General features: G+C 36.5%; 24 protein-coding genes and 2 pseudogenes. 18 read left to right on the plus strand and 8 right to left on the minus strand.

Features of this window, described 5'->3' with window-relative positions; translation table 11 throughout:
• Nucleotides 1–559: 559 nt before the first annotated feature.
• The 3 genes from BKP57_RS17260 to BKP57_RS17270 all read right to left on the minus strand — a co-directional run bounded on the left by BKP57_RS17260 (nt 560) and on the right by BKP57_RS17270 (nt 3,699).
• Nucleotides 560–1,288, minus strand: a complete 729-nt coding sequence (locus BKP57_RS17260) for a LytR/AlgR family response regulator transcription factor (protein WP_050352168.1) — start codon at nt 1,286–1,288, stop codon at nt 560–562.
• A complete protein-coding gene (locus BKP57_RS17265) occupies nt 1,285–3,036 on the minus strand; it encodes a sensor histidine kinase (protein ID WP_050352169.1) in 1,752 nt (583 codons plus the stop codon). Before BKP57_RS17265 ends, BKP57_RS17260 begins: the two co-directional genes overlap by 4 nt.
• Before the next feature lie 213 nt (nt 3,037–3,249).
• On the minus strand, nt 3,250–3,699 hold the full coding sequence (locus tag BKP57_RS17270) for an Lrp/AsnC family transcriptional regulator (RefSeq protein WP_050352170.1): 450 nt from the start codon (nt 3,697–3,699) through the stop codon (nt 3,250–3,252).
• A 433-nt stretch (nt 3,700–4,132) separates the two neighbouring features.
• Here BKP57_RS17270 and BKP57_RS17275 point away from each other — a divergent pair, with 433 nt between their 5' ends.
• From BKP57_RS17275 to BKP57_RS17285, 3 genes are all read left to right on the plus strand, one after another.
• Nucleotides 4,133–5,746: a gamma-glutamyltransferase family protein gene (locus BKP57_RS17275; RefSeq protein ID WP_072742069.1), complete on the plus strand. Its 1,614-nt coding sequence runs from the start codon at nt 4,133–4,135 to the stop codon at nt 5,744–5,746.
• A 451-nt stretch (nt 5,747–6,197) separates the two neighbouring features.
• The gene (locus tag BKP57_RS17280) at nt 6,198–6,779 is read left to right on the plus strand and encodes a chromate transporter (protein WP_050352172.1); all 582 of its coding nucleotides are present in this window, start codon (nt 6,198–6,200) and stop codon (nt 6,777–6,779) included.
• Nucleotides 6,776–7,303, plus strand: coding sequence for a chromate transporter (locus BKP57_RS17285; RefSeq protein WP_050352173.1), 528 nt, complete (start codon nt 6,776–6,778; stop codon nt 7,301–7,303). Before BKP57_RS17280 ends, BKP57_RS17285 begins: the two co-directional genes overlap by 4 nt.
• A gap of 263 nt (nt 7,304–7,566) precedes the next feature.
• Here BKP57_RS17285 and BKP57_RS17290 read toward each other — a convergent pair whose 3' ends face one another.
• The gene (locus tag BKP57_RS17290; protein ID WP_072742070.1) at nt 7,567–8,355 is read right to left on the minus strand and encodes an HAD family hydrolase; all 789 of its coding nucleotides are present in this window, start codon (nt 8,353–8,355) and stop codon (nt 7,567–7,569) included.
• A gap of 516 nt (nt 8,356–8,871) precedes the next feature.
• Between BKP57_RS17290 and BKP57_RS22550 the strand changes: the two genes are divergently transcribed.
• Nucleotides 8,872–9,078: a response regulator gene (locus BKP57_RS22550; RefSeq protein ID WP_157858475.1), complete on the plus strand. Its 207-nt coding sequence runs from the start codon at nt 8,872–8,874 to the stop codon at nt 9,076–9,078.
• Nucleotides 9,079–9,230: 152 nt separating this feature from the next.
• Nucleotides 9,231–9,515 carry a hypothetical protein gene (locus BKP57_RS17300; protein WP_050352176.1) on the plus strand — a complete coding sequence of 95 codons (285 nt, stop codon included), beginning with the start codon at nt 9,231–9,233 and terminating at the stop codon, nt 9,513–9,515.
• Between the two features lie 96 nt (nt 9,516–9,611).
• Here BKP57_RS17300 and BKP57_RS17305 read toward each other — a convergent pair whose 3' ends face one another.
• Nucleotides 9,612–10,466: a CvfB family protein gene (locus BKP57_RS17305; RefSeq protein ID WP_050353491.1), complete on the minus strand. Its 855-nt coding sequence runs from the start codon at nt 10,464–10,466 to the stop codon at nt 9,612–9,614.
• 805 nt (nt 10,467–11,271) lie between these two features.
• Here BKP57_RS17305 and BKP57_RS17310 point away from each other — a divergent pair.
• Together BKP57_RS17310 and BKP57_RS22280 are read left to right on the plus strand one after the other, a co-directional pair.
• Nucleotides 11,272–12,063, plus strand: a complete 792-nt coding sequence (locus tag BKP57_RS17310; protein WP_050352177.1) for an SDR family oxidoreductase — start codon at nt 11,272–11,274, stop codon at nt 12,061–12,063.
• Between the two features lie 7 nt (nt 12,064–12,070).
• Complete coding sequence (locus tag BKP57_RS22280) at nt 12,071–12,208, plus strand: hypothetical protein (RefSeq protein ID WP_156875365.1); 138 nt, start codon at nt 12,071–12,073, stop codon at nt 12,206–12,208.
• 228 nt (nt 12,209–12,436) lie between these two features.
• Here BKP57_RS22280 and ytaF read toward each other — a convergent pair whose 3' ends face one another.
• Nucleotides 12,437–13,036, minus strand: coding sequence for a sporulation membrane protein YtaF (ytaF, locus tag BKP57_RS17315; protein ID WP_309245809.1), 600 nt, complete (start codon nt 13,034–13,036; stop codon nt 12,437–12,439).
• Between the two features lie 283 nt (nt 13,037–13,319).
• On the opposite strand from ytaF, the gene BKP57_RS17320 reads away from it, so the two are divergent.
• On the plus strand, nt 13,320–15,497 hold the full coding sequence (locus tag BKP57_RS17320) for a DNA topoisomerase III (RefSeq protein ID WP_072742071.1): 2,178 nt from the start codon (nt 13,320–13,322) through the stop codon (nt 15,495–15,497).
• Between the two features lie 75 nt (nt 15,498–15,572).
• Here the strand turns inward: BKP57_RS17320 and BKP57_RS17325 are convergent, their stop codons facing one another.
• Together BKP57_RS17325 and BKP57_RS17330 are read right to left on the minus strand one after the other, a co-directional pair.
• Entirely contained in the window at nt 15,573–15,773 is a 201-nt protein-coding gene (locus BKP57_RS17325; RefSeq protein WP_072742072.1) for a DUF2188 domain-containing protein, read from the minus strand.
• Nucleotides 15,774–16,259: 486 nt separating this feature from the next.
• Nucleotides 16,260–16,334: pseudogene (locus BKP57_RS17330) on the minus strand (IS200/IS605 family transposase); the annotation flags it as partial.
• A 345-nt stretch (nt 16,335–16,679) separates the two neighbouring features.
• Between BKP57_RS17330 and BKP57_RS22980 the strand changes: the two are divergent.
• The 10 genes and pseudogenes from BKP57_RS22980 to BKP57_RS17390 all read left to right on the plus strand — a co-directional run bounded on the left by BKP57_RS22980 (nt 16,680) and on the right by BKP57_RS17390 (nt 26,301).
• On the plus strand, nt 16,680–16,973 hold the full coding sequence (locus BKP57_RS22980; RefSeq protein WP_232231438.1) for an HXXEE domain-containing protein: 294 nt from the start codon (nt 16,680–16,682) through the stop codon (nt 16,971–16,973).
• A 210-nt stretch (nt 16,974–17,183) separates the two neighbouring features.
• Nucleotides 17,184–18,386, plus strand: a complete 1,203-nt coding sequence (locus BKP57_RS17340; protein WP_156875366.1) for a M20 metallopeptidase family protein — start codon at nt 17,184–17,186, stop codon at nt 18,384–18,386.
• Nucleotides 18,387–18,543: 157 nt separating this feature from the next.
• The gene (locus BKP57_RS17345) at nt 18,544–18,783 is read left to right on the plus strand and encodes a ferredoxin family protein (protein ID WP_050352183.1); all 240 of its coding nucleotides are present in this window, start codon (nt 18,544–18,546) and stop codon (nt 18,781–18,783) included.
• A 477-nt stretch (nt 18,784–19,260) separates the two neighbouring features.
• Nucleotides 19,261–20,436, plus strand: a complete 1,176-nt coding sequence (locus tag BKP57_RS22285; protein ID WP_156875367.1) for an RHS repeat domain-containing protein — start codon at nt 19,261–19,263, stop codon at nt 20,434–20,436.
• A 291-nt stretch (nt 20,437–20,727) separates the two neighbouring features.
• Complete coding sequence (locus BKP57_RS22290) at nt 20,728–21,615, plus strand: RHS repeat domain-containing protein (RefSeq protein ID WP_198035005.1); 888 nt, start codon at nt 20,728–20,730, stop codon at nt 21,613–21,615.
• A 14-nt stretch (nt 21,616–21,629) separates the two neighbouring features.
• Nucleotides 21,630–22,028, plus strand: a complete 399-nt coding sequence (locus tag BKP57_RS17365) for a hypothetical protein (RefSeq protein WP_050352190.1) — start codon at nt 21,630–21,632, stop codon at nt 22,026–22,028.
• A 14-nt stretch (nt 22,029–22,042) separates the two neighbouring features.
• Nucleotides 22,043–22,441 (plus strand): hypothetical protein, encoded by a 399-nt coding sequence (locus BKP57_RS17370; RefSeq protein WP_072742074.1) that lies wholly within the window; start codon nt 22,043–22,045, stop codon nt 22,439–22,441.
• A gap of 906 nt (nt 22,442–23,347) precedes the next feature.
• Nucleotides 23,348–24,504 (plus strand): annotated as a pseudogene (locus tag BKP57_RS17380) (IS3 family transposase).
• 242 nt (nt 24,505–24,746) lie between these two features.
• Nucleotides 24,747–25,025 carry a YxiJ family protein gene (locus tag BKP57_RS17385; RefSeq protein ID WP_198035006.1) on the plus strand — a complete coding sequence of 93 codons (279 nt, stop codon included), beginning with the start codon at nt 24,747–24,749 and terminating at the stop codon, nt 25,023–25,025.
• Nucleotides 25,026–25,461: 436 nt separating this feature from the next.
• Nucleotides 25,462–26,301: a leucine-rich repeat domain-containing protein gene (locus BKP57_RS17390; RefSeq protein WP_050352192.1), complete on the plus strand. Its 840-nt coding sequence runs from the start codon at nt 25,462–25,464 to the stop codon at nt 26,299–26,301.
• Nucleotides 26,302–26,379: the final 78 nt, after the last annotated feature.

The raw sequence follows: 26,379 nt of genomic DNA on the forward strand, positions 1-26,379 counted from the left end.
TTTTCAATTTTTGCATAAAAGAGTTGCCCTTAGAAGCAGAAAAAGCGCCGGTAGAAGTAGGAGAAGAAGTGCACCGCAGTAGGAGAAGCGCCCGTCACAGTTGGGGACTAGCCCGCCGAAGAAAGCAGATCGTCCGTCGGAGTAGGAGAAGGAGCCCACCACAGTATAAAAGTTGCCCGGGTAATCGGGATGGTCGCCCGGCGGAAGCAGATAGGTGGTCAAGTAATCAAGAAAGTCGCCCGTCACAGTTGGTATGTAGCTCATCGGAGCTCCAAAGAACTCGCCATATAAATCGAGAATTTTGCGCTAAGTGTTATAAGCTAAGCATATATTGCCATACCTGAATAATTGTGAACATCGGCGATATTCACGTGAACTTCAGCAAATTTACATTTAATGTAAAAAATAAGTATGAACAATCCTGCTTTCGGTATCATTTATAAATTAAATTATCGTAAGGAATATTGAATTCCTACTGTAGTTTTGTCCTTTCTTTCAAAGGAAGTTAAATAGCCTTCTCCCAAGAGAAGGCTATTGCGTATTGTAATTATAAAAAAATTTAAAGCTCCAACTGTTCGCGTAATTCTTTTACGTAATTTCTACTAACTGGTAAAGGCTCATCTCTTCCAGCTATACGTAAATTATAGGCACCATTAAACCAGGGAGTAAGTTGACTCACGTAATTTAGATTAACTAAATAACTCTTATGAATGCGGAAAAAATGAAAGGCATTTAATCGTTTTTCCAAATCCTTCAATGTTTTTTTGGTATAAAATGTATTAGATTTGGTAACGATTTTTACTTGTTTCTCTACGCTTTGTACGTAGAGGATTTCAGTTGGATCCGCATAAAAGACGCCATCTTCATTTTCAATGCCTAATTTATTAGCAGCTTCCTGCTCTCTTTCTTCCGGACCAACTAACATTTTTTCAATCCTAGAAATCGTTTGCCCTAACTGATTTTCGTCATATGGTTTTAATAAATAATCGACCGCTTCATATCGAAAGGCTTGAACAGCGAATTGAGGATATGCCGTAGCAAATACTAATAAAGGTGGATGCCTCAACTCCATGAGTGAAGCCGCTGTTTCCATCCCGTTCATTCCAGGCATTTCTACATCTAGAAAAACAAGATCAGGTTTCTTTTTCATCGCTTCCATAATACAAGACTCTCCAGAATTTGCTTGACCAACAATTTCTACGTTAGGATAAGTAGCCAATAAGTAGATCAGCTCTTCCCGGTTTAATTTTTCATCATCAACGACTAATACTTTTATTACATGCTTCATGACTCTTCCTCCGTTTGGTGTTCTCTTGCTGGAATTGAGAATTGAACACTCGTCCCTTCATTTATTTTGCTAGCAATAACTAACTGAGCTTGTTCGCCGAACTTCATAGTAAGTCGGCGATTAATATTGTATAGTGCCATCCCTGTTCCAGTGCTGGATGAAACAACTTTTTTGCCAATAAGCTGGATTTGTTCTTCTTGTATTCCCTTGCCGTTATCTGTTACAGCTATTTGGATAGACTGCCCTTCTTTTGAAATGTGTATATGAATATGAGCATCTTCCTTTTTGTCTTTTAACCCGTGTTTCATAGCATTTTCCACAATAGGTTGCAGGATTAATGGAGGAACGGTTTCCTGTAAACAACTTTCATCAATGTGATAGGCGACGTGCAACCGATCGTGGAAACGTGTTTGCTCAATATCCAAATAAGCTTGGACATGCTTTAATTCTTGTTCAATCGTAATTTCCTTCTCGGTCGTTACGGTTAAGTTTTGTCTTAAAAAATGGGAGAGAGATACAAGTAATTGTCTTGCTTTCATTGGATCAATTCGCACAAGCGAGGTAATTGTATTTAATGTATTAAATAGAAAATGTGGTTTAATCTGTGCTTGTAGTGCATTTATTTCTGACTCTCTTGCTAATTGCAAAGCTTCTTCCGCTCGAGCAATTTCCAATTGGTTGCTTAGCAATTTAGCAAGTCCGCTTACCATTTCCTTTACTAAGCGATTAATATCCTCCTTGGAACGATAGTAAAATTTTAACGTACCAATGGTTTTTCCGCGTTGCTTTAAAGGAGCCACAACAACTGCCTTTAAAGGACAATTTTCTTGACTACAATGAATTTGTTGATCGGAGGCAACGATTAGTTTGCCTGATTGAATCGTATCTCTCGTTATTTGTGTTTGAATTTGATTTCCTTGTTTATGGTGGTCATCACCTAAACCAACATGTGCTAGAATTTCCTTATCATTCGTCATTGATACAGCAATAGCATCCATCTCATGATACAATATGTCACAGGCGGCCTGAGCTGTTTTTTCATGAAGTCCTTTTCTTAGGTGAGCTAAAGTCTTATCAGCAACACGTAAAGTTAATTGTGCCTGGCTAGCTCCAACCTTTTCTTCCTCTTTAACGACTACTTGAATAATAAGCATAAATAGTGCTCCACCAAGTCCATTTGCAATAACCATAGGCAGACCAATAACTTCCACTAGCGGGATGTTCTTCTCAAATGGTCTTGATAACAAGAGGATAAGCAACATCTGAATAATTTCTGCGGTTGCTGTAATTGTAAATACTTTAGGTAACGAATGATAGCGTTGTTTTTTGTGAAAATACCCTGAGAAGATACCTGCTATGATCGTAGCAATACCACAGCTAAGTGCAGTATAGCCCCCAAGCATGAAGCGGTGGATACCAGCAATAATTCCTGCTCCAAATCCAATCTTATACCCACCTAGAAGTCCTGCTACTACTACTCCAATTACTCTAAAGTTTGCAATGGCTTCATCTGGTTCAATACCAATGCGCCAACGCTCGATTTCGGAAGTGCCAGTATTAAAAATAAGTCCTGTATACGTACCAATTATTCCAAACAACCCAAAAAATAGCATCGCCTTATATTGTTGGCTTTGGCTTAAGGAGTGTTGAGAAATCATATTGCGAAAAAATTGTAGTCGAGTTAGTAAAAATGCAATCATAACGATAATGCCGAGTCGTTCTAGCATCATGACAAGAAGATCAAACATAAGATAGCCTCTTTCCATCTAAATTAAAGGTTATGTTAGAAAATTCACAAGAAATTAAAACGATGACTAAAGTAATTTAGACAGGGTGAAGGAGCGTATTAGAACAATCTCTCCAAGACGTTGAACGAATGGCAGGGCATTTTGATGGAAAATAAAATGTCTTTTAAGTTGTAACGCTCTCTAGTTATACTAGCTATTAACCCATTGAAGAACCTACAGTTTGAAGCCAGTCCTGCTTTTAAAACGTTTTAAAATAATCGAACTCTCTACACGAGTAATACCACTCACTGAGTATAATTCTTTATTGATAAAAACTTCTAATTTTTGAAAGTCTTCAACGAGAACATGCATATGCAATGTACTGGGACCTGTCATTTGATAAATGCTTGCTACTTGAGGGTTATCTGCTAAGTTTTGCGCAACCTCTTGTAATTGCATAGGCTCTACATCTACTTCAAAAAAAGCCGAAACTTGCTTGCCAAATTTTTCAGAGTTAATCACAACGGAAAACTTCTCAATAACGCCTTGATCTTTTAAATTTTGAATCCTGTCTTTTACCGCTACTCGGGATAACCCAACTTTTTCTGCAAGATCTACGTATGATAACCTTCCATCTTCAGTTAAAGCTGCTAATAATTTTTTGTCAATATGATCCAATTTCATATAAGATACCCCTACTATTTTATTTTGTATCTGTACCTAGTTTAACAAAAACTGTTACCTAAGAAAATTATCTTGTAAAAGATGTTTAGCCTGTTTTATATCTAGTCTTTAGAGAGGGAGTTTTATAAACATTACTTCATAATAAAATATAATAACAAAATGAAAGTAGTTTATTTTATATGGTTGTATATTGGTTAATTTTTAATTTTAAAAGTTAATTTTTGTTTTTGATTAGTATTGACAACTGTGTAATTGTTTAATATCATTTATTTAATTTAAAGAAAATACAGAGATTTAGCTTCTAAAATGAATTTCGTTTTAAATTATTCCTACATATCAGTCTGGAAATGAACGTTAAAAATGGTGAGTCTATTTTTAAAAAATAGTAAGTATGAAAGTATCTAACTATCGTAGAAAAGGAGCTTCATTAACTATGGATTTTTTTCAAAATCAAACATACCCATATGCTGTCCCACGACAAGCTACATATGCACAGAAGGGTATGGTGGCAACCTCACAGCCATTGGCTTCACAGGCAGGTCTAGAGATATTAAAAAGAGGCGGAAATGCCATTGATGCTGCAATTGCAACGGCAGCTTGTCTGACTGTGGTGGAACCAACATCGAATGGGATTGGAGGTGACGCTTTTGCATTAGTTTGGAGAAAAGGGAAGCTGCATGGTTTAAATGCTAGCGGGAAATCACCTAAAAAGATCTCCATTGAAGCTGTAAAAGCATTAGGATATGAGGAGATGCCAAAGTATGGCTGGGTTCCGGTTACGGTGCCTGGTGCTCCGGGAGCATGGGCTGAATTATCGAAAAGGTTTGGTGAGCTGCCATTTCAAGAAGTGTTACAGCCTGCTATTACCTATGCTAGAGAGGGTTTTCCGGTATCACCGATATTAAGCAGGTTCTGGAAAAGGGCTTATCAAGCTTATAAGCAGCATTTTACCGACAACATATTTCGAGAATGGTTTGCAACGTTTGCTCCTAAAGGGAGGGCACCTGTAGCTGGTGAATTATGGCATTCACCGAATCACGCTAATACGTTACAAAAAATTGCCGATAGTTATGGCGAATCTTTTTATCAAGGAGAATTAGCAGAGCATATCGCGCAATTTTCTGAACAAAGTGGTGGATTTTTAACTGGGCATGATTTAGCTAATTATCATGCAGAATGGGTGGAGCCAATACATGTTAATTACCGGGACTACGATATTTGGGAAATACCCCCAAATGGTCAAGGGATTATTGCACTTCAGGCACTCAATATTTTAAAGGGATTTCAATTTGTTGAAAAGGATTGTGTAGAGACGTATCATAAGCAAATTGAAGCTATGAAACTTGCATTTGCAGACGGTCAAAAGCATATAACTGAACCTCCATTCATGAGATATTCTGTGACTGAGATGCTAAGCGAGGAATACGGTGCAATTCGTAGAGAATTGATAGAAGATCACGCAATGCAACCACAAGCTGGGGAACCTGCACTTAGTGGCACGGTTTATTTAGCTACGGCTGATCGAGAAGGGAATATGGTATCATTTATACAAAGTAATTATATGGGATTTGGTTCTGGTTTGGTGGTACCAGGAACAGGTATTGCATTGCAAAACCGAGGGCATAATTTTACAATGGATAGCTCTCATGTAAATGCACTTGCTGGAGGTAAACGGACGTATCATACCATTATTCCGGGATTTATGACTAAAAAAAATCAGCCAATTGGTCCATTTGGGGTGATGGGAGGATTTATGCAGCCTCAAGGACATGTCCAGGTTATTATGAATACGCTTGACTTTCAATTGAATCCACAAGCTGCATTGGATGCCCCGCGCTGGCAATGGATGAAGGGTAAGCGAATAGAAGTGGAAGGTCGCTTTCCGCATCATATCGCGTTGGAATTAGCTGAAAAAGGGCACGAGGTTCAGATTCAGCTAGAGCCAAACAACTTCGGAAGAGGGCAAATTATTTGGAGGAACCCAGACACTGGTGTATTAGTTGGTGGAACAGAGTCGAGAACAGATGGCTCGATTGCGGCATGGTAATAGGAAAATAGGATAGCTTCAAGCGTCTACATCGTTGTAGCTAGCACAATTTGGCGAGTAGCAAGCGCCTATATCTGTGTAACGAGCAAGGCTATGCGAATGATGAGCGCGTACGACTTGTATCGGGCGAGATTGCTCAAGTAGTGAGCACTTCGGATTTACGTATAGGTCACTTTTACCCCTCAAGTAACGGGAAGTGTTACGGTCCTTTCATACTACGGGGCAACTCCAGTAGGATAAGTGGAAGCCCCAGCTGCAAGTAAAATGTCCGATTCTGTTCACTGGGTATTAGAACGGTTATACCTTTGCGACACTAACCATCAGTGAAGAGATCAAAAAAACTCCGATTGGTTGAAGTTTAACTATATCTAAATGCTTATTTTCTTCAACAGCGTTGCTTAGCCAGCTACGTTCGTTTGGGGGCACAATTTCAAAAAAAGGTACGTGAGATATGAAGTTACAATGGAATATTTTTATAGCTTTTTTTCGAGTTGGTATATTAGGCTATGGCGGTGGTCCTAGTTCGATTCCGCTCGTTCATAAAGAAGTAGTTGATAAGTATAAATGGATGAGTGATGAAGAATTTGGTGATTTGTTAGCACTTGGAAATACATTGCCCGGGCCTATTGCTACAAAGCTTGCTGGTTACATTGGTTACCGTGTTTCTGGTGTTCTGGGGATGCTTAATGCTGTATTAGCAACAACCTTGCCTACGATTTTTTTAATGATTTTGTTGCTATCTTCGCTTTCATCCATTAAGGGGTATGATTGGGTACAAGGAATGACAGCAGCAGTTATTCCAGTTGTTGGGGTCATGCTTGCGGTCTTGACATGGCAATTCATTCAAAAAGCTGGTAAAGGTATGGGGTGGCTTTCAACGATAATCATGTTAATTGCCGTCTTCATTTTGTTGGAAATATTGCATCTTCATCCAGGAATTCTCATTGGAGCATTGTTGATTTTGGCAATTATAAAAAAAGATGGTAAAAAAGAGGAAGCTCCCCTTTCTGAAAGAGATGGTGATTCTTCATGATTTATTGGGAAATATTTCTCGCTTTTTTTATTCCGGGAATATTAGGCTATGGCGGTGGTCCTGCTTCTATTCCACTTGTAGAAAATGAAGTCGTCTCTCGTTATGGGTGGATGGATGTGCAACAATTTAGTGAGGTTTTAGCGCTTGGTAATTCCTTGCCTGGACCGATTGCTACAAAAATGGCGGGGTATGTCGGGTATGAGGTCGGTGGACCACTAGGAGCATTCGTCGGTGTGTTTGCAACTGTAGCACCTTCATTACTTTTGATTATTATTTTACTAAGCATATTATATAAATACAAAGACTCTCCAAAAGTAAAACGGATGACACTGTACGTCAGACCAGTAATCGGGGTCCTGCTAGGGATTATGGCCTGGCGCTTTTTTAGTGAATCCTATGCTAATATAGGGTTTTTCCAAACAGCATTGTTAACTGTTGTCAGCTATTTATTGATGGAAAAGTTCAAATTACACCCAGCGTTTGTCATTGGTGGCGCATTAATTTATGGAGGCTTCCTGCTCTAGAAGACTCTTTATATTCTTCCATTAGACCCAGTTTTGAAAATGTTGTGTAAACAAAGCGGAGTTCAAGTCCTAGCTTTGAAAATACTGTGTACACAAAGTGGAGTTATTTGGAGCAAAGTCAGATAGGATGCTAGTATCGTTATTGAAATCAGAAGGGGAAACATCAAGCACTTCGATTCTTACAGGCAATTACCACTTTAACAGTATCTATAAAAGAACACATTCTGTGGTTCATATCGCCTTCCACGGAATGTGTTTCATTTTTATTTTACGAGTTGAAGCTGTTTAAGTCCGTTATAAATACCAGAGTCTTCTACAGAGGTAGTTCGATGTTTGGCATAAGCAAACAACTCTGGATTGCTGTTCCCCATTGCAAAGCCCTCTCCTACCACTTGTAGCATTTCTTTATCATTCATTCCATCACCGAAAGCAATCGCTTGTTCAGGTTGAATAGCCAAATATTGGAGCACTTTTTTGATTGCTTCTCCTTTATTGACTTGTTGACGAATGATGTCATAGCAGTTAGAAATCCCATTTACGATTACTTCCGACAAATGAAAGTCTGGATCTAAGCTTTCATAAGCTTGTACTTGGTTAGGTTGGACATTGATAATGGATGAGCCAAGGATTTGATTATGAACGTTTTCTGTTAAGAGATGATTATCTTTTAACTGAAACACTTCAGCAAATTCTCGGGTTACAGGGCTTGATAGTGAAGTAAAATAGTTTTTGTTTTTCGTATAACAAACTAATTCGTGGTTACTTTGTTTAGCTAGAGCTAGAAATTGTTCGAATGTATCTTGATCCATTGGTTTATCTACAAGAATGTTGTTTTCATATTGCGCATATGCACCATTGTAGCCTATGAACCCATCTACGCCTAATTCTTCCCCTAGCTCTGTCACTTCATGTAATGGTCTTCCAGTGCAAATAAAAACAAGTATACCTTGCTTCTGTACTTGCTGGATGGTGTCTTTTGTAGAAGGGGTATACGTATGATCCGGTGTTAAAATTGTTCCGTCAATATCCAAGAACAGTGTTTTGTATGTCATGATAAGCAGATTTCTCCTTTATGGGTTTTTAGAGACCTCATCCCATCTATTATCGAAACGAATTTAGTATTTGTCAACCAATTTAAGAACTGCCGTATAAGAGGAGAGTGATTTGCAGGAAGAGCTTAGAATTACAGGCTAGTTAGTCGTTAATTTTAAAGCTATCATAAAGTAAATTGTTAATTTTTTTAATAAAAAGAAAATAAGTTGTTTTTGTATTATAATAGTTATAAAGCCACACCTAATTTTTGCAGATTCATAGTTCAATGTTGTAGTTAAACAAGTATATTCTGTTTACAGCCTGTATTTAAAGGGATGGGGTGAGCAAGTGGCAGGTGAGAAAATTTTATTAGTTGATGATAATTTAGACATGCTGGAAGTGCTGGGGCTTTATTTGAAAAATAACGGGCTTTCAGTAACTAGCTCATGATGGCGAACAGGCCATTCACGCTATGGTAGACGAATCGACGCCCCATTTAATTGTGTTGGAAGTGATGATTCCTCATTTAGATGGGTATGAATTTTGCCAAGTTATACGTAAAAACAGAAGTTCCCATTTTATTTCTTAGTTCGAAGGAAGAGGAAATGGATCAAATTTTAGGACTTGGAATCGGTGAGGATAACTTTATTTCAAAATCAATTAAGTATGAGATTAACTGCAAGTCAAATGGTGATTCTGTTTACCGAATAATCAATGGGGGATTAAGGACCTCCACTGATTGAAGTTTCACCCTGCATATTGAAATAAAACAGTGAAAAGAATATTTTAAAAGCACTTTATGAAAACGCCTTCGAAAAATAGCCGGACTTATTGACTTTATATCTGTTCAATTGTAGACTATATTCAGCAGCTATTTATGTATGAGGTGAGAGAAATGTTTCAATCGGTGCTTACAATTGGTGCAATATTAGTAGTAGCAGTAGTTGTGCTTAGTCTGATACTACTAAAGGCGACATCAAAGGAGAGCTATACAGGCTACTTTCCTGGAATTGTAATTGGGCTTGCAGGGTTAGTATTGCTTATGTTAGCTGCCGCAATCGATAAAGTAGAAATTATGGGCGCTGGTTTAGGGGGATGGGGCATTGCATCATTATTTGCTGCAGCGATTGGCCTCATTATTACAGCGTTGACAGACACTTTTGCACATGCAAAAGCATAACAAAAAAGAGCGGGGAAATCCGCTCTTTTTTGCACTATAGGAAAGCATTACTGAGCAAATAATAGCGTTTGTGCAAATGGATGATATTGTTTTCAATCATTTACACAAATACGTATATCCGTCTCGTTGTTCGATCTTTCCCTCTTTCATCAACTTGCCGATGGCGCGCTTAAAAGCTGCTTTACTAATTTGAAAAGTGGCTCGTATCTCTTCCGGATCGCTTTTATCACTAAAAGGGATAACCCCATCATTTGCTTGGAGATGTTCCATAATTTGCGTTGCGTCTTCATGCATGCTGTCTTGTTTTCTAGGACGTAAGGAAATATTCAACGTACCATCATCCTTTACTTCAATGACCCTTCCTTCCACATACTCTCCTAGACGAGGTTCTTGCTTTCGTTCCGTATAATGGATAAAACCACGATAATCATCTGGCGTAATAATTGCAGTACCTTCTTTACTTGTGAAATACACCGTGCCAGAAATAGAGGTGTTCCACAAATCTTCCGGAGCGAATTCAATTTCTCTTGAAATAACTTGCTCTGTTGCAGGAATAGCAAGCAATCTGCCTTTTTTGTCTCTTCCCAAAGTAACATATAGTTGATCACCGATTTGTGGCCATACTTTTTCGTACAGTGGAAGGTCGTCTTTCGAAACAAGCACGTCCTTGGATGTACCGATATCAACAAACACGCCAAGGTTTGGAATTACATCCTTAACGGTGCTCCAACCATACACATCCATTACTATTTGCGGAAGCTGTGTAGTTGCTACTACGTTTCCTTTTTTATCAGTATATAGAAACACATCTATTTCTTGATCAGGTTTTAACTCGCAATTTGCCTCTCGATGATGTAGTAAAATTTCGTGTTGTCCATATCTTAATACATAACCAGTGTCAATGATTCGCTCAACAGTCATGTTTTGAATAGTTCCAGTTAGTTGATTCATCTTTTTAAATTCCTTCTTTCTATGTATTGGAAAAGGGGTACCCATCTTAGAGTACCCCTTATACTGCAAAGTAACACATAAGTCATATTATTACTCGACATACATCGAGTGAGAAATCCATCTTATCTTCAAGTGCTTTTGGATAGCCGTAGAGATGTTTAATAAATCACTATCCAATTAGCAAAACATACTAATAAGCTTAGACTCCATAGAGTATGGTGCCCAACTCAAATTAATTGTTACCTAATTAATACATTTTCATATTTATTCGAATTTCAACTATAACCGCGGTAAACTTTCCACTGGGTGTCCTCTAACTTAAACAACGTAAGCCCTACCTGCTCTTACGTCCTTGCGACCCCGAAGCCGCGCCAGTGTGAATAAGCATGGTCAAAAACATAGTAGAATGCCAATACTTATTTGTTACTTCGTCTACTAATTAAATAATTATATCATAGTATGATTTTTATGTCAAACAATAAAAGCGGTCAAGCAAATGTTTTTGGCCACTGCTACGAGCTGATGTAATATTATAAAAACACATAGTGGGAAATAAAGTTGAAAGTAATATTATTTATTTTATGATTCATGAAGAAAGTAACATCGGTAAATATTTTGTATAGTGAGATTAAGGGAAAGGAATAGCAATTTAGCTAGACCGATATGAATCGTAATCTTTCGTGATGAAGGAAAAAAATGGATTGGTACGGGTGAAAGCTTATAAAAGAGATCATCAGAGGTTGACAATACGTGCTAAGAAAAAGCGTGTAGGAACTTTAAATGATATTGAAAAGGAGCATTATAAATGGATATGAATTTGAAAAACAAAACAGTGTTAGTTACTGCTGGAAGTAAAGGGTTAGGGAAAGCAATCGCCACGGAGTTTGCTAAAGAAGGGGCAGTTGTTTTTATTAGTAGTCGCAATAAAGAAAACTTGGAGGATGCCGTTAAAGATATTAAAGAAGCAACTGATAATCCGAATGTGGATTATTATGTTTGTAATATGAAAGATCCTAATACCATTAAACAAATGATCAGTTCCATTGTAGAGGGGCATGGTGGTATCGATGTACTCATTAATAATGCGGGTGGACCACCAGCAGGAAGTTTTCTCGAAATGGATGATGACAAATGGTATCATGCTTTTGAATTAAACCTGCTCAGCTTTGTGCGAACTATACGCGAAGTTATTCCACATATGAAACAGCAAGGGAGCGGAAGAATTGTCAACATCGCTTCTTCTTCCATCAAACAAGCACTTGATAACCTCGTACTATCAAACACGATGCGACCTGGTATTGTAGGGCTTTCGAAAACGTTAGCACAGGAATTAAGCGCAGATAATATTTTGATTAATACGGTTGGTCCCGGTTCTGTAAAAACAGATCGAATTCTTGATTTAAACAAGAAAAAGGCAGAAAAACTGGAATTGTCAGCTGAAGAAGTTATGGCAAAAGCAGAACAAAATATTCCAATGAAGCGTTACGGTAAACCAGAAGAATTTGCCAAAGCTATAGTATTCCTAGCCTCAGGAGCAAATACGTATATTACAGGTCAATCTTTAATTGTAGATGGTGGGCTTGTAAAAGCATTATAACCCAAACGTGATCAATCACCAAAGCGGACAAGTCGAAGTGAAAAAGTTACGCACCAAAGTGGGCAAGTCGCGCGCCGAAGTGAAAAAGCCGATCACCGGAGTGGGAGAGTCGCGCATCGAAGTGAAAAAGTCGATCGCGGTGTAGCAAAGTCGTGCATCGAAGTGAAAAAGTTGCGTACCGAAGCGAGTGAGTCGCACACCAAAGCCAGAAAATGTAGCGTTCAAATCGGAAATCGAACCAAAGATGAAGCCACCAGCATGGAAGCAATAAATAACATAACTACATAAGGCGTTTCCCTAGAAATGAAAGAACCTTTTAACGGAAAAGGTTCTTTCATTTTTTGCATATATTGTTAATGTGCTAACAGTTTACTCAATGTATTAAATTAGAAATGCCTAGTGTAATCAGTAATAGCGGTGGAAGGAAGGTCAGTTGTTGCATATGCTTGCTTTTAATTAGTAATCTCCCTGCTGATAAGCCGAAGAATAAGAAGATACCGCTCATACAAGCGATCAATATAGCAGTTACTATTGGTTCATAGCCAAGCATAGATGCACCAATACCTGCACCAAAAGCGTCTAACGCTAAGGCTAAGCCAAGCAACACGGCTTCACCGGGTGAAATCGTGCCGGAACGATCTAAATCAGCCTTGTCAGGTGTCGATAAAACAGTGGCCAGTATATTTTGTTTCCGGTCCTGATTTTGTTTAGCTAGGTTAGGATTAGAACGTAAACAGTTTGTGAAAGCAAAACCACCCAATATGATTAAAATACTTCCTCCAAGCGTGCTGGCGATATCTGGAGTAAGGACTGAAAGAAACATACTGCCGATTGTCATGGATACGAATACGATTACCCCAGAACATATCATAATAATGAGTAAGGCATTGAAAGGAACTCGAATGTTACGCATGCCATAAACAATCCCTGCGCTAAAGCTGTCTAAGCTTACGGCAATAACTAATAGTATCAAACCAGTATAAAATAGCATAGCATCAATTCCTTTGCGTTGTTCTAAAATATTGTATGTAGCTGGTTATTTGTTGTGCGTATCCAACTTATGGACAAAGGTAAAAATTCACTATCGCTGTTTTCCATTTCTAGACAAACTGTGATTTTTAGTCAAAATGCACACGAAAAATATATAACGTAATATTAAATTTTTTCTTCTTCCATTCAACATATATTCGCACGATTACAGAAAGTTCCTTTTGTGTTATGATGATAGCTAGGTAACGTTAGAGAGGATTTTATATATGAGTAAAATAGTAGTTTTAGCAGAAAAGCCTTCTGTCGGGCGAGATATTGCCCGGGTATTGCATTGCAATAAAAAAGGGAACGGCTTTATGGAAGGTTCTAAATATATTGTTACGTGGGCTCTAGGGCATCTTGTAACCCTAGCAGATCCTGAAGTTTATGATTCAAAATATAAAACGTGGAAACTAAACGATCTGCCTATGCTTCCGAAACAGCTGAAGTTAACCGTTATTAAAAAAACAGGTAAGCAATTTCAAACGGTAAAAACACAGCTTCTTCGAAAAGATGTTGGTGAAATTGTCATCGCTACAGACGCAGGAAGAGAAGGGGAGTTAGTAGCACGTTGGATATTGGAAAAAGCAAATGTAAGAAAACCTGTTAAACGATTATGGATTTCATCCGTAACTGATAAAGCGATCAAAGACGGATTTAAGCAGTTAAAGCCAGGTAAACAATTTGAAAATTTATATGCTTCCGCCGTTGCAAGATCTGAGGCTGATTGGTATGTAGGACTGAACGCGACAAGAGCGTTAACGACAAAATTTAACGCACAGCTATCCACTGGTCGAGTCCAAACACCGACCCTTGCGATGGTAGCCACAAGGGAAGAAGAAATAAAAGCTTTTCAGCCAAAGACATTTTACGGAATTGAAGCAAAAACTAACAAAGGCTTTTCTCTTTTTTGGCAAGATAATAAAAACAACAGGCGCCTTTTTTCTAGGCAAACAGCCGAAAATATAGTACAGAAAGTTTCAAGCAAATCATTGCAGGTTGTGCATGTTGAGAAAAATTATAAGAAAAAATCTGCACCGCAATTATATGATTTAACCGAATTACAGCGCGATGCAAACCGTATTTTTCAATTTTCCGGTAAGCAGACGCTGTCCATTATGCAAAAATTATATGAACAGCACAAAGTACTAACCTATCCGAGAACGGATTCGCGTGTCATTTCAACAGATATTGTGTCTACGATAAAAGATCGAGTAAAAGCATGTGGAGTAGATACTTATGCTCGTCATGCCAATAAAATTTTACGAAAAGACTTGAAGCTATCCAAATCGGTTGTTAATAATGCAAAGGTGACAGATCACCATGCCATCATCCCTACTGAACAAGCAGTCATTCTCGCAGACTTAAATGATAAAGAACGAAAAATCTATGATTTAGTAGTGAAACGATTTTTAGCAGTCTTATCTGACCCGTATGAATACGAACAAACGACAGTCATTACTGAAGCAAATGGAGAGAAATTTACAGCAACTGGAAAGATTGTTAAGAAAAATGGCTGGAAGGAGTTGTATCAGCGCAACTTCGCTGACGATTTGGATGAAGAGGAACAGCAATTACCAGCGCTTGAAAAAGGGCATCAGCTTGATTCTGTTCGCTATACTTTAACACAAGGTGAAACAAAACCGCCGGAAAGGTTTACAGAAGGCTCGTTATTACAAGCAATGGAAAATCCTATTCGTCATATGAATACGTACGATAAAAAGGTAGCCCATACGTTAAAAAATACCGGTGGAATTGGCACAGTCGCTACACGTGCAGATATTATTGAAAAGTTATTTAATAGCATGTATATGGAACTGAAAGGGAAGCATATTTATTTAACATCAACGGGGAGACAGTTGCTCGATCTGGTACCTGAAGATTTACGATCTCCTGCCTTGACCGCTGAATGGGAGCAAAAGCTTAGTCAAATTGCGGAAGGAAAATCAAAGAAAGAACAATTTATTTCCGAAATCAAAGGGTACACAAAGCAAGTGGTCCAGCAAATTAAAACAAGTCAGGAAAAATTCAAGCACGATAACATGACAGGCACCAAATGCCCTAATTGTGGGAAACTAATGCTTGAAATATCGAATAAAAAAGGCAGGATGCTCGTTTGTCAGGACCGTTCATGTGGCCATAAAAAGAATATTGCCAAACAGACGAATGCTCGTTGTCCTAACTGTCATAAACGCCTTGAACTTCGTGGAGAAGGCGAAGGACAAATCTTTACTTGTAAATGTGGTCACAGAGAGAAGTTATCCACATTTCAAGCAAGAAAACAACGAGAGCAGAAAAATAATGTTTCAAGGAAAGAAGTTAACAAATACTTAAAAAAACAGGATGACGGGTTTGCAAATAATGCTTTAGCTGAACAGTTGGCAAAATTAAAATTAAAAAAATAAATACAAAGTGAAAAAACCTTGTGATAAAAATAATCACAAGGTTTTTTGACTCTAAAAAATGTGCATTCTATTTGCTTATTTATACCGTTTTTCTTCTAACACCTGATGGAATTTATCTAGTATTTGTACTTTGCTAGGTCGATTTTCATCTGCCATTTGTTCAGCAGCTTTAATAGCATCATCTTTCGCTTCGTATAATCCTTCCGGTGCTACATCCTCTAACTTTACAAACCATCCTGTGGCATCTACGTTTGGCGTTACACTATATGTTCGCATGAATAAAACTCCTTTTCGAAAGATTTTGTAGTTGTAACAAAAATTAGCTATTGTTATTTTTTCTAATGAAGGAAAATTGCCAAGTCCCACTAAAAATTCTCACAGGTTACAAAAAATACTTTTTTCTAAAGAACGAAGTCTAAATAAAGCAAGAATACTTGAACTAAACATACTAAAAAAAGTTTCGTTTGGTATTTGTATCCGCAGCCTTCATCCCACTTAATTTTGCATATGAGTAAAGTTCCATTGACATAGAGTTTTTATGTTGGATCGTATTAAAGACATTCCCATAATTGTTACTCTATAAACGTTTTAGATGAATGATGCTCGGCTTAAATAATAATCAGTCATATTTTCATTCTTGCTGAAAATCATGGACACTTCTTTAGGAACGATAACTTTTAAATAGTCATTATCCTAACTATGCTAAAATAAATAGTAACTGATTTTTTAACAAATGAAAGTAACAGTGAAAAATCCGAATTTTCTTCGATACTTCACGACTAACACGAGATGGTAATACATCGAGAACACTGAATGATTATTACTGTCCACTTCCATTGTTATATCACCCCTTATACTTTATCAAACTGATTATACTATGTTGAACAAAAAGGGAAAAAAAGCAGTCAGGCTACGCACTTCACACGCTTGAAGAGGGAGACTTCTTTCGAAAGTACGTTGAAAAACAATAGACTCATTGGAGGGATAAAAGTGGACATTCATGTATTGATATTGACTTTTTTAATTATTTTTATGCTCCATAACTTAGAGGAGATTATAACAATCGAAAGGTGATTTAAAAATACTTATCCCCGACTTAGAGGTCGGATTCCTGTGCTTGTTCAAAAAGTAATTGACAACTTTAGTAATATCACAGCTGCACAGTTTGCGGTTGCTGTTTTAATGATATCGTTGGTTGCATCCTTGTTACTTATAATAACAGTAACGACACAGTACTATTTTTTATTTTTAGGGTTAAACATGCTCTTTGCTCTTAATATTTTTACTCATCCGATTCAAGCAATCTTATTAAGGTGCTATATGCCTGGGGTTTGGACGACTTTATTATTGATTTTGCCTTACAATATAATATTTTTTTATCACTTCTATAATAGAAGGTTTACTAACAATAAACATGATTTTAAGTGGATTAGTAGTAATGGTTCTATGTATGCCATTTGTGTTTCTTGGTCATAAAATCGCAGAGAAGTGGAAATAAATTTCTAAAAATATTAGCTTATTTTATCCCGTATATCGGTGTTGTTTATAAGTTTGGATTTCATAATGACTTTGTCTGTTAAAGAATAATTTTCCAAATTACTTTCGCGTTCTGTTTAAAATTTTCAAAAAAGTAAACCTATGCTAAAATACGTATATTATTAAAATATTAATAAAATGGAGGGAATAATGAAAAATACACATGTAGCTCAAGAAGTAAAAAAAATTGAAAAACTAGTACCATTCATGCGTAGATTTTTACATCAATATCCGGAATTAAGTAACGAAGAGGAAAGGACGTCCGCTTTTATTCAAGATAAATTACATGAGTTTGGAATTCCTTTTGAAATTGGGTATGCAAAATACGGAGTTTTAGGTATTATTCATGGAAAATCGCCAGGAAAAACAGTGGCGTTGCGAGCTGATATGGATGCGCTGCCCATTCAAGAATTAAACGATCACCCGTATCGATCAACATATAAAAACAAGATGCATGCTTGCGGTCATGATGCACATATGGCGATGTTATTAGGAGCAGGCTATGTTCTCAAACATTTACGGGAGGAATTTAATGGAACTGTGTTACTCGTGTTTCAGCCTGCGGAAGAAGACGCTCCAGAGGGAGGAGCACAACGACTGTTAAATGACGGAATTTTCTCTCAATATGTTCCGGATGTCATCTACGGTCAACATGTATGGCCTGATTTACCAGTTGGACAAATTGGTGTGAGAGATAAAGAAATGATGGGGGCATCGGATAGGTTTGAAATTACGCTTACTGGAATTGGTGGTCATGCGAGTATGCCACATCAAACGACGGATGTAATGGTGACGCTAGCACATATTATTACGAGTCTGCAAACAATCGTAAGCCGAAGCCTAGATCCTTTGGAGGCTTCGGTTGTAACCATAAGTAAAATAACTGGCGGTGAGGCAGCAAATATCATTCCAAATCAAGTAAAAGCGGAGGGTTCCATTCGTACCTATGCACCATCCATACGTACTCGGTTGAAGGAACGCTTTTTTAAGATTATCAATCAAATTGCCGAAGCTTTTGATGTGAAAGCAGATATTATTTATCAAGATGGCTACCCCGCTACGATTAATAACCCAAAATGGGCGGCTGTAGCAAGGCAAACAGCGAAGCAAATAAACGCAGACACCCCAGAAGTAAACCCTTCTTTAGCAGGAGAAGATTTCAGTAGATTTTTAGAAAAATTCCCTGGAGCTTTTATTTGGCTAGGTACGCAATTAGATGATGCAACCAAACAAGCCCCATTACATGATGCGCGTTTTCAAATCAATGAATGTGCTCTTCCTATTGGCACATCCTTTTTAGCCCAATTAGCCATTAATACATTACACCATTTGGAAGAGCAATCAAATAACTAGGATATAACAATAATGGGATGACCTATGGAGGCGGGTTCAGAGTTCAAAGCTCTGAATCTAAAGTTTTTTCCTTAAGCTGTTTACTTGCAATGATGGTCTCGTGTATCATTAAATAAGAAGTAAGCTTGGTTTAATGATATAAGGGAGGTTAATATAGATGGCTTTTGTTATTTTAGATCCTTGCCGAGGGGAGAAATCAGGCGAATGTGTTAGCGTTTGTCCTGTTGATTGTATAGAGGAAGGTCCAGATCAATTTTATATCGATCCAGACGTTTGTATTGATTGCGGTGCTTGTAAAGCAGTTTGCCCTGTTGATGCAATCGAGGAAGAATATGATCTAACTGCAGAGCAAGAAGTATTTTTAGAAAAAGCAGAAGAATTTTTTGCAAATAGATAAAGAAGAACAAAATGGGCTTATTTCCAAATGGAGATAAGTTTTTTTGTTTTCCTATGGGAAAGTATAAAATTGTAGGCTTTATAGTATAAGAAAAACTACAGCGTTCGCTAAAGACTTAGCGATAAGCCGAGTTTTTTAATCTGGCATTTTAAACATAGCGTAGTCATAGTTAATGAGACTTTTTTGTTACATATTTCATACATCAGGAAACCCGTTTCTACATGATTTATGAAAAGAAGCGTTGTTTAGTTTTAAGCACTTATGCTGCTAGCAAACTCGCGCTTACACGTTGTTGTCTAGCTTATGCGCTCAGCAAGTTTTTATCCCGAATGTAAGGTGCCGTAAGACTCCACTTTAAGAGCCTTTAGTTGATACAAAAGGTCTAAGTGGGAGAAAACGACATCTAAATGCCCGATTGGTTCAGAGGCCTTTAGGTCATACCCTTGTGGTACTAACATTCAGTAGGAGATGTACTGAATGAGGTACCGCGCAGCTGTTTATATCCAGCCTACAAAGGCGGTCCAATCGGTTGAAATGTACCCGACGTTTAAAGGAGATAATGCTGGGACAGTATGGTTTGATTCGATTCGTCTGATTGAAGGAAATATCCTTTCTTCAACATTGTATGATGAGAAGAAAAACTACGCAGAAACAGTAACAGATGTCTTAAATAGGAAAACACAGAGCAAATACGATGAAGTAGGAAATCTTATCCAAGAAACCGATGCGAAAGGTCATAAGAAAACCTATACGTATGATGCCAATGATGAGTTGAAAAAGGTAGACTTGCCAAACGCATCCACGGTTTCCTATGATTATGATAAAAATGGAAACAATACAAAGAAAACAATTGCTGCCGGTGAGAAAAAACAACTATTTTCCTATGCATATGATGAAGATAATAAAGTTACATCGGTCGTCGATCCATTGCATCATAAGACCAGTTATGCGTATGATGATAATGATAATTTAGTAGAAACAACTTTACCAAACGGACAAGTCATTAAAAATACGTATGGTCAGGCAGATCGCATCGATAAAATCTATTATAATAATGACCTTGCATTTGAATTTGTTAAAGATAAAAATGATAACGAAACAGTCATTGTTGATAAACTCAACCAGCTGAAAAAAGAACAAGGATTTGATGCAAAAGACCGCATGACCAGCCAAGTCATGAAGAAAAATAATGACACCATCGGAACGGTAACTTGGAACTACCCAAATGATTCCGATAAGCTGGAATCAACGAAATTTTCACATGGCGGAACAGAGCAAACGACCAGTTACTCGTATAATAAACTAGAACAAAACACCGCCGTTAAAAACAACCAGCGTACATTCCGACTGGATTATGATGAGTTAGGTAATGTCACAACCTATTCGCCAGACAACGGTGTTGGAACGACCTATGTATATGATCGAGCTGGACAAGTTATTTCTATGTCAATCAACCAAGCAGAGTCAACCGGGGAAATGACAACCATTATCGATGAAACTTACACCTATGATGCAAACGGCAATCGTACCGAGGTTCTTTCCCATAACGGAAAGAAAGAGACATTTGCGTATGACCAGATGGATCAATTAATCCGGGAAACAAAGAAGGATGGCTCCGTCAACGAATATAAGTATGATGGATTTGGCAATTGAATCTATCAAAAGATTGGCAACAAGGAAGCTGTTACATCTACTTACAATATACAGAATCAGCTAACAGCCTATGGAAAAGAAACCATCAACTATGATAAAAATGGAAACCGAATAGAAGATGGTACGTATACGTATGAGTGGAATGCAGCTGATCAACTCGTAGCTGTCACGAAAAAAGGAGAAAGTACTCCGTTTGCAGAATACAAATATGATGACGACGGGAGAAGAATCCAAAAGAAAGTAAAAGGTATCATCACCAACTACATCTATGACGGGGATAGCCTGAATGTCTTGTATGAAACAAATGCCAAAGATCAAGTACAGCGCTCTTATGTTTACAGTGCGGAAGGTCAATTACTGGCACTGAACAAGCATAACGGAAATACAGTATCGGATACCTATACCTACCATTACAACCCGCGTGGTGATGTGATTGCTTTAACCGACCAATCAGGACAAGTTGTCGCAAGCTACGAATATGACAGCTGGGGTAACCCATTGGAGTCAAAACGAACCGGGATTGCACTGGAGAATCCATTCCGCTATGCAGGCTATCACTATGATGAAGAAACAGGTCTCTATTATTTAATGGCAAGATATTACCACCCAACCCATGGTGTTTTCTTATCACTAGACCCTGATCCTGGTGATGATGATGATGTCTTGACGCAAAACGGGTATACGTATGCGAATAATAATCCGGTGATGCTGGTAGATCCGGATGGTGAATGGGCGTGGGCTGCAGTTGGAGGAGTTATTGGAGGAGTCTCTGCTTATAGAGCAGCTAAGAGAAAAAGAAAAAGAGGATGGAGGTTAGTTGGTGCCACTGTTGGAGGAGCAGCTTTTGGGGCAATAGGTGGCCGAAAATTAAAAATTGTCAATAGAGCTTATAGAAGCATAAGAAATGTATATAAAATCAAAAAAACCAGAAGAATAGCCAAGAGGCTTAAATATGATTCTACTGCGGCTAAACATGCTTCTAATAAAAAAAGATATGTACCAAGGCATCATTTAGCAACTACTGTTGTATACGGGAAAAAGACGCTTGATGGTGCTAAGGGGTATAGTGCCTACCATTCAATTATGTATAAAAATAGGAAAAAGTATAGATTAAAGGTTGTTTACAATAAAAGAAAAAAACGAGTAAGACATTTCCATTACAAAGAATATAAAAGATAAGGAGGGTGTTAATATTGAAATTATTTTCAGTTTCAACTCATCCATATGAATTCTCAGCTAATCTGATAGATTTTAAAGAAGAAGACGAGAATACTACGTTTACCTGTGAGTTTATATATAATTCGCTAAATAAAGATTTCATGTTGAATAATGTATCATATACAAAATATGATTTGCAACAATTTTCTATAAACCTTGAAAAGGTATTAAAAGGGATCATAATTGAATGTAGTTTAATTGATAACTGTAACATTTATAATATTATAATTCGAAACAAAGGTAGTTATTTTAGTATAATTTTGAACGGCAAAATAGGAAGTATCCAGCATGTTGTAGAATTTGAACAAAAAGCTGATTATTTTTTAATAAATTCGATAAAAATGGAAATAAAAGAATTTCTTTCTGTTTTTTAAAGGTGGGAGTAAATTTGGAGATTTTTCCGATAAAAGATAAGTCGCTACAATTGCAATTAAGAAATTTAACAACTCGTACATCGGATGAGTTTGATGGGGGCTTTTATTTTATAAGTGAGTTAATCATACAAGGAGAAAATTTTTATCTAAAAATCAAAGAAATTGAATTAAATCTTAGATTTTACTTAGAATGGCTTGCTTTATGTGATAATGATCCAAATGTGGATGAATTAGTTTCTTTAGACGGAAGATTTGAGATTGTTGTCAATAAAAAAAATAAACATTTCACAATGAATTTTATTTATTCTGAAATCGATTATGACGAATTAATTTGTATAAAAATGCAATTTGAAAACGATGAAATCATCAGTTTTAAAAAGAAACTTCAAAAATTTATTGACTGTTATAATTGAATGGATTAATTTCAATTGTTAAAGGCGGTTGGATAGTGTCTGATAAGGTTTTTAATTAAGGTATAAAAAAGTTATCTCCATTTTCTGACAGCCAGTTTAGGTTTAAGCAAAAAAATCATATATAGGTGAAATAGAGCAAAAGATAAGAGGGGTAATACCATGGCTGCTATCATAAAGGATAAATCAACTGAATTTGAATTGTTTCCTAGAAAATAAGAAGAGGATAGTGGTGATCCCTTTTATATTGTCTATATTTCGAATAACGATAAACAATAAATCAATGATCAATTGTATTCGTCTTTGCTGCTTAAGACCGAATACGATGAAATTATCTATAAATTAGACTCGTTATTAAGTAACAGAATAAGAAAATTCATATTAGAAACAACAACTTTTCACTCTTAAAATTATACAAAGCAAAAATGATAGTTATTAGTTTAACATGATGTTTAAACAAAATGAAATATACAATTTTTTATCCAGACTACTAGAAATTCCCTTCAACAGTTCTATAATGATTTAAAAGAGAACTTTAGTACCGTGCAAAGTAGTCCGTACCTCCCTAACAAGAGGTATAAAATTCTAGCTACTTAGGCTGATAGTGAATTATTTAAAAGTATATTTCAAAGATTGTTGTGGAATATTTTCTGCAACACTCTTTCTGTACCTGCTCAAAGGGAGAATTTAATGACACCAGTTTGGAGAGGAAAAGAGTTGAAAGAAAATCTACAAGGAGTAGACAATGTGTGTTAAATCATGCAATATATTTTATTCAATACTCTTTTTTGGTTGTATCATTTGTCTAAAGTTATACCAACTACATTGGATAGGCTACACTAAATTGGACAGATAAAATAAGGGCTTGTAAACTTAGACTAATAACTGAAGGGAGCATACTACTATGGCTTGTCAAAGTCAACTTTTTCACCCGAATTTAAACTGCAATTGGTGAAGCTTTATGAAAATGGCAAAACTTGTGCAGATATTGCAAGAGAGTATGATATCACGCCTTCTGCGTAAGATCGTTGGATAAAAAACCATCGTGAAACAGGTTCTTTCGCTGCAAAAGATAATCGTTCAGAAGAAGAAAATGAATTAATGCGTCTTCGCAAAGAAAACCAACGTTTACTTATGGAGAACGACATTTGCACCTAAAGGTATAAATGCGACTAAGCATATAAAATGCTAAGTCTTACTAAAAAGCAAGCAGCGCTGATCATGGGACGAAAATAGATGTGATTCGAAATAATGCTCACAAATATTCGGTATCAGCAATGTGTAACGTCCTCCAAATTCCGAAAAGCACCTATTACTATCAAGTCGATTTAAGCGGTAAACGGAAAGCAGAAGATAACAAGCTTTCTAACGAAATTGCACGTATTTTTAAAGGTAGTCGTAATAATTATGGAACTCGCAAAATCAAGAAAGAGCTAGCTAAGTTATCGGAACCAAAACAGGTATTGGTCAATTAATGCATGAAATGGGACTTGTTTAAAACTACACAATGGCCCAATACAAACCACATAGATCAACGTGTAATGAAGCACCTATAAAGAATGAATTACAACGTCAATTTAATCAAGACGAACCATTAGCTGTCATTGTCAGCGATTTAACATACGTCCGTGTAGGGAAAAAGTGGCATTATATATGCTTATTTGTCGACTTATTTAATCGTGAAATAATTGGGTATAGTGCAGGTACACACAAGACAGCAGAGCTTGTCCTATCAGGCTTTATTGACCATTAAAGGTAACTTAAACAACATTCAACTGTTCCATACAGACCGCGGAAAAGAGTTTGATAATAAGCTTATTTCAGAAGCACTTGAAACATTCGGTATCAAGAGGTCACTGAGCATGAAAGGATGTCCTTATGATAACGCCGTGGCTGAAGCGATGTTTAAGGTGTTCAAAATAGAATTCGCTAACGGAGCTCATTTCTCTTCTCTTGAACAACTCGCTCTTGAACTTGATGATTATGTTCATTGGTTTAATAACATTCGAATTCACGGAACGCTAGGTTATTTAACCCCAGTGGAATTCAAACAACAGCCCCTATAATTTTTGTCCAGTTTAGTGTTGACATACCAGAGTTGAAAGAAAATCTACAAGGAGTAGACTTTGTGTGTTAAATCATGCAATATTTTTATGGGAGGATAGTTAAAACAACATGCCCTCTTTGAAAAGTAAGTAATTTAGAAACTATCTAAGTATAAAAGAAAAGGCGGTTACTATACTCTAAGAGGAAAAATTGTTACTTATTGGAATAACAAGTGGAAATAAGTAAAATTAATGGTGATATTATGAAACAAGACTTAATAAAGTGTCTAAAAAAGTTAGATCTCCAAAATGGCTTTCCTTATGAAGATTTAAACTTAATTAAGGATACGTATGTAAAAGAACTAAGTAATCTTCCTAGTGATACATCACTAATCGAGGACTTTAATGATTTTTGTTTAATTATAGCAGGAAGTGTCAGTTACGCGATTGAAGGTAAAAAAATACCAAAATACCAAAAAAGATTATTGAATAAGGATTTTTTTGAGAGTTACCCCTATTATTCTTTTCTGAAAAAAAAATAAACAAATATAATGATTTAAAAAGAGAATTGGAAATACATGAGTTAGCACGTCAAATACTAATAAAAACTATAATGCAGTAAAATCACCTGCAAATTTTTAGTTATAATTGATTAAGATTTGCAGGTTTCTTTCTAGAGTTATATTTGGTGTATCTATCTATTACAGATATTTATATAATTCATTTAGAATTTATATCATTAATCTAAACACCAACTACATCTATGACGGGGATAGTCTGAATGTCTTGTATGAAACAAATGCTAAAGATCAAGTAAAGCGCTCTTATGTTTACAGTGCGGACGGTCAATTGCTGGCATTAAACAAGCACAGCGGAAATACAGTATTACAACCCGAGTGGAGATGTGATTTAAAGTGAACAGACCATGGGAAAATTTTCTCATAAACTATCTTAATAGTAGGAGAGCGGAATTAAAATATGAAGGAACCTTATCGAATTTATAATGACATTGAAGCATGTATTCAAGAAGTCAATAAATGCCAATTAAAAGATATCATTATTAATGAGGTTTTTTATTCAGGTCGTTCAATTCGTTTTTTAGATAGAATACCAACCGTTGAAAGTGTCCATATCACATCTGATAAGATTGACGATTTTTCAAGCTTATACGAAATGCCTAATTTAAAAAAACTTATAATAGATGCTACATTAAAAAAGTCACTAGATTTAAATTTCCTTGATTTAGAAGAATTATCTATAAATTGGTCGAAAAAGGTGATAGGTCTCAGTTCTTTAGTAAACCTTAAAAAAATAAGTCTATTAAGCTATAGTCCTCTAAGGAAAGATTTGAAGGAACTTGAAAATATGAAAAATTTAGAGAAACTAGAGCTTATAAAAGGAAATATAGAATCTTTAAAAGGCTTACGAGAAGTAAATAATTTAAAGGAATTATCTCTTTTCGATTTAAAATATCTCCGCTCATTGTCATCTAGTGAGAATAAAAGTGATCGTATGACAGACATTGAAATTCAAGGGTGTCATAAAATTAGTGATATGAAATATGTTTCTTGTTACAAAAACTTGAGAAGTTTAATAATAAGTAAAATGGGTAAAATTCCATCATTACAATTTGTTACTAGAATGAAGCACTTGGAGCATTTTGTTATTTTGGATACTGAAATAGAAGATGGTGATTTGACACCTTGTTTAGGAATAGACTACGTTCGCTTTGATGAAAAGAACTGGTATTCACATTCTAATGCTACTTTTAAAAAGGCGAATGGGTTAGCAAAGAAACAAAAAAGGATGTCGCAATAATACAGTTTATTAAAACTAAGAGTGACTTGTAATAATTAGGGGAAGAAGTCAACGGTATAATATTTGGAACGGTGAAGA

Origin of the sequence: Virgibacillus sp. 6R (assembly GCF_001895305.1) — a bacterium.
Classification (GTDB): domain Bacteria; phylum Bacillota; class Bacilli; order Bacillales; family Amphibacillaceae; genus Virgibacillus; species Virgibacillus pantothenticus.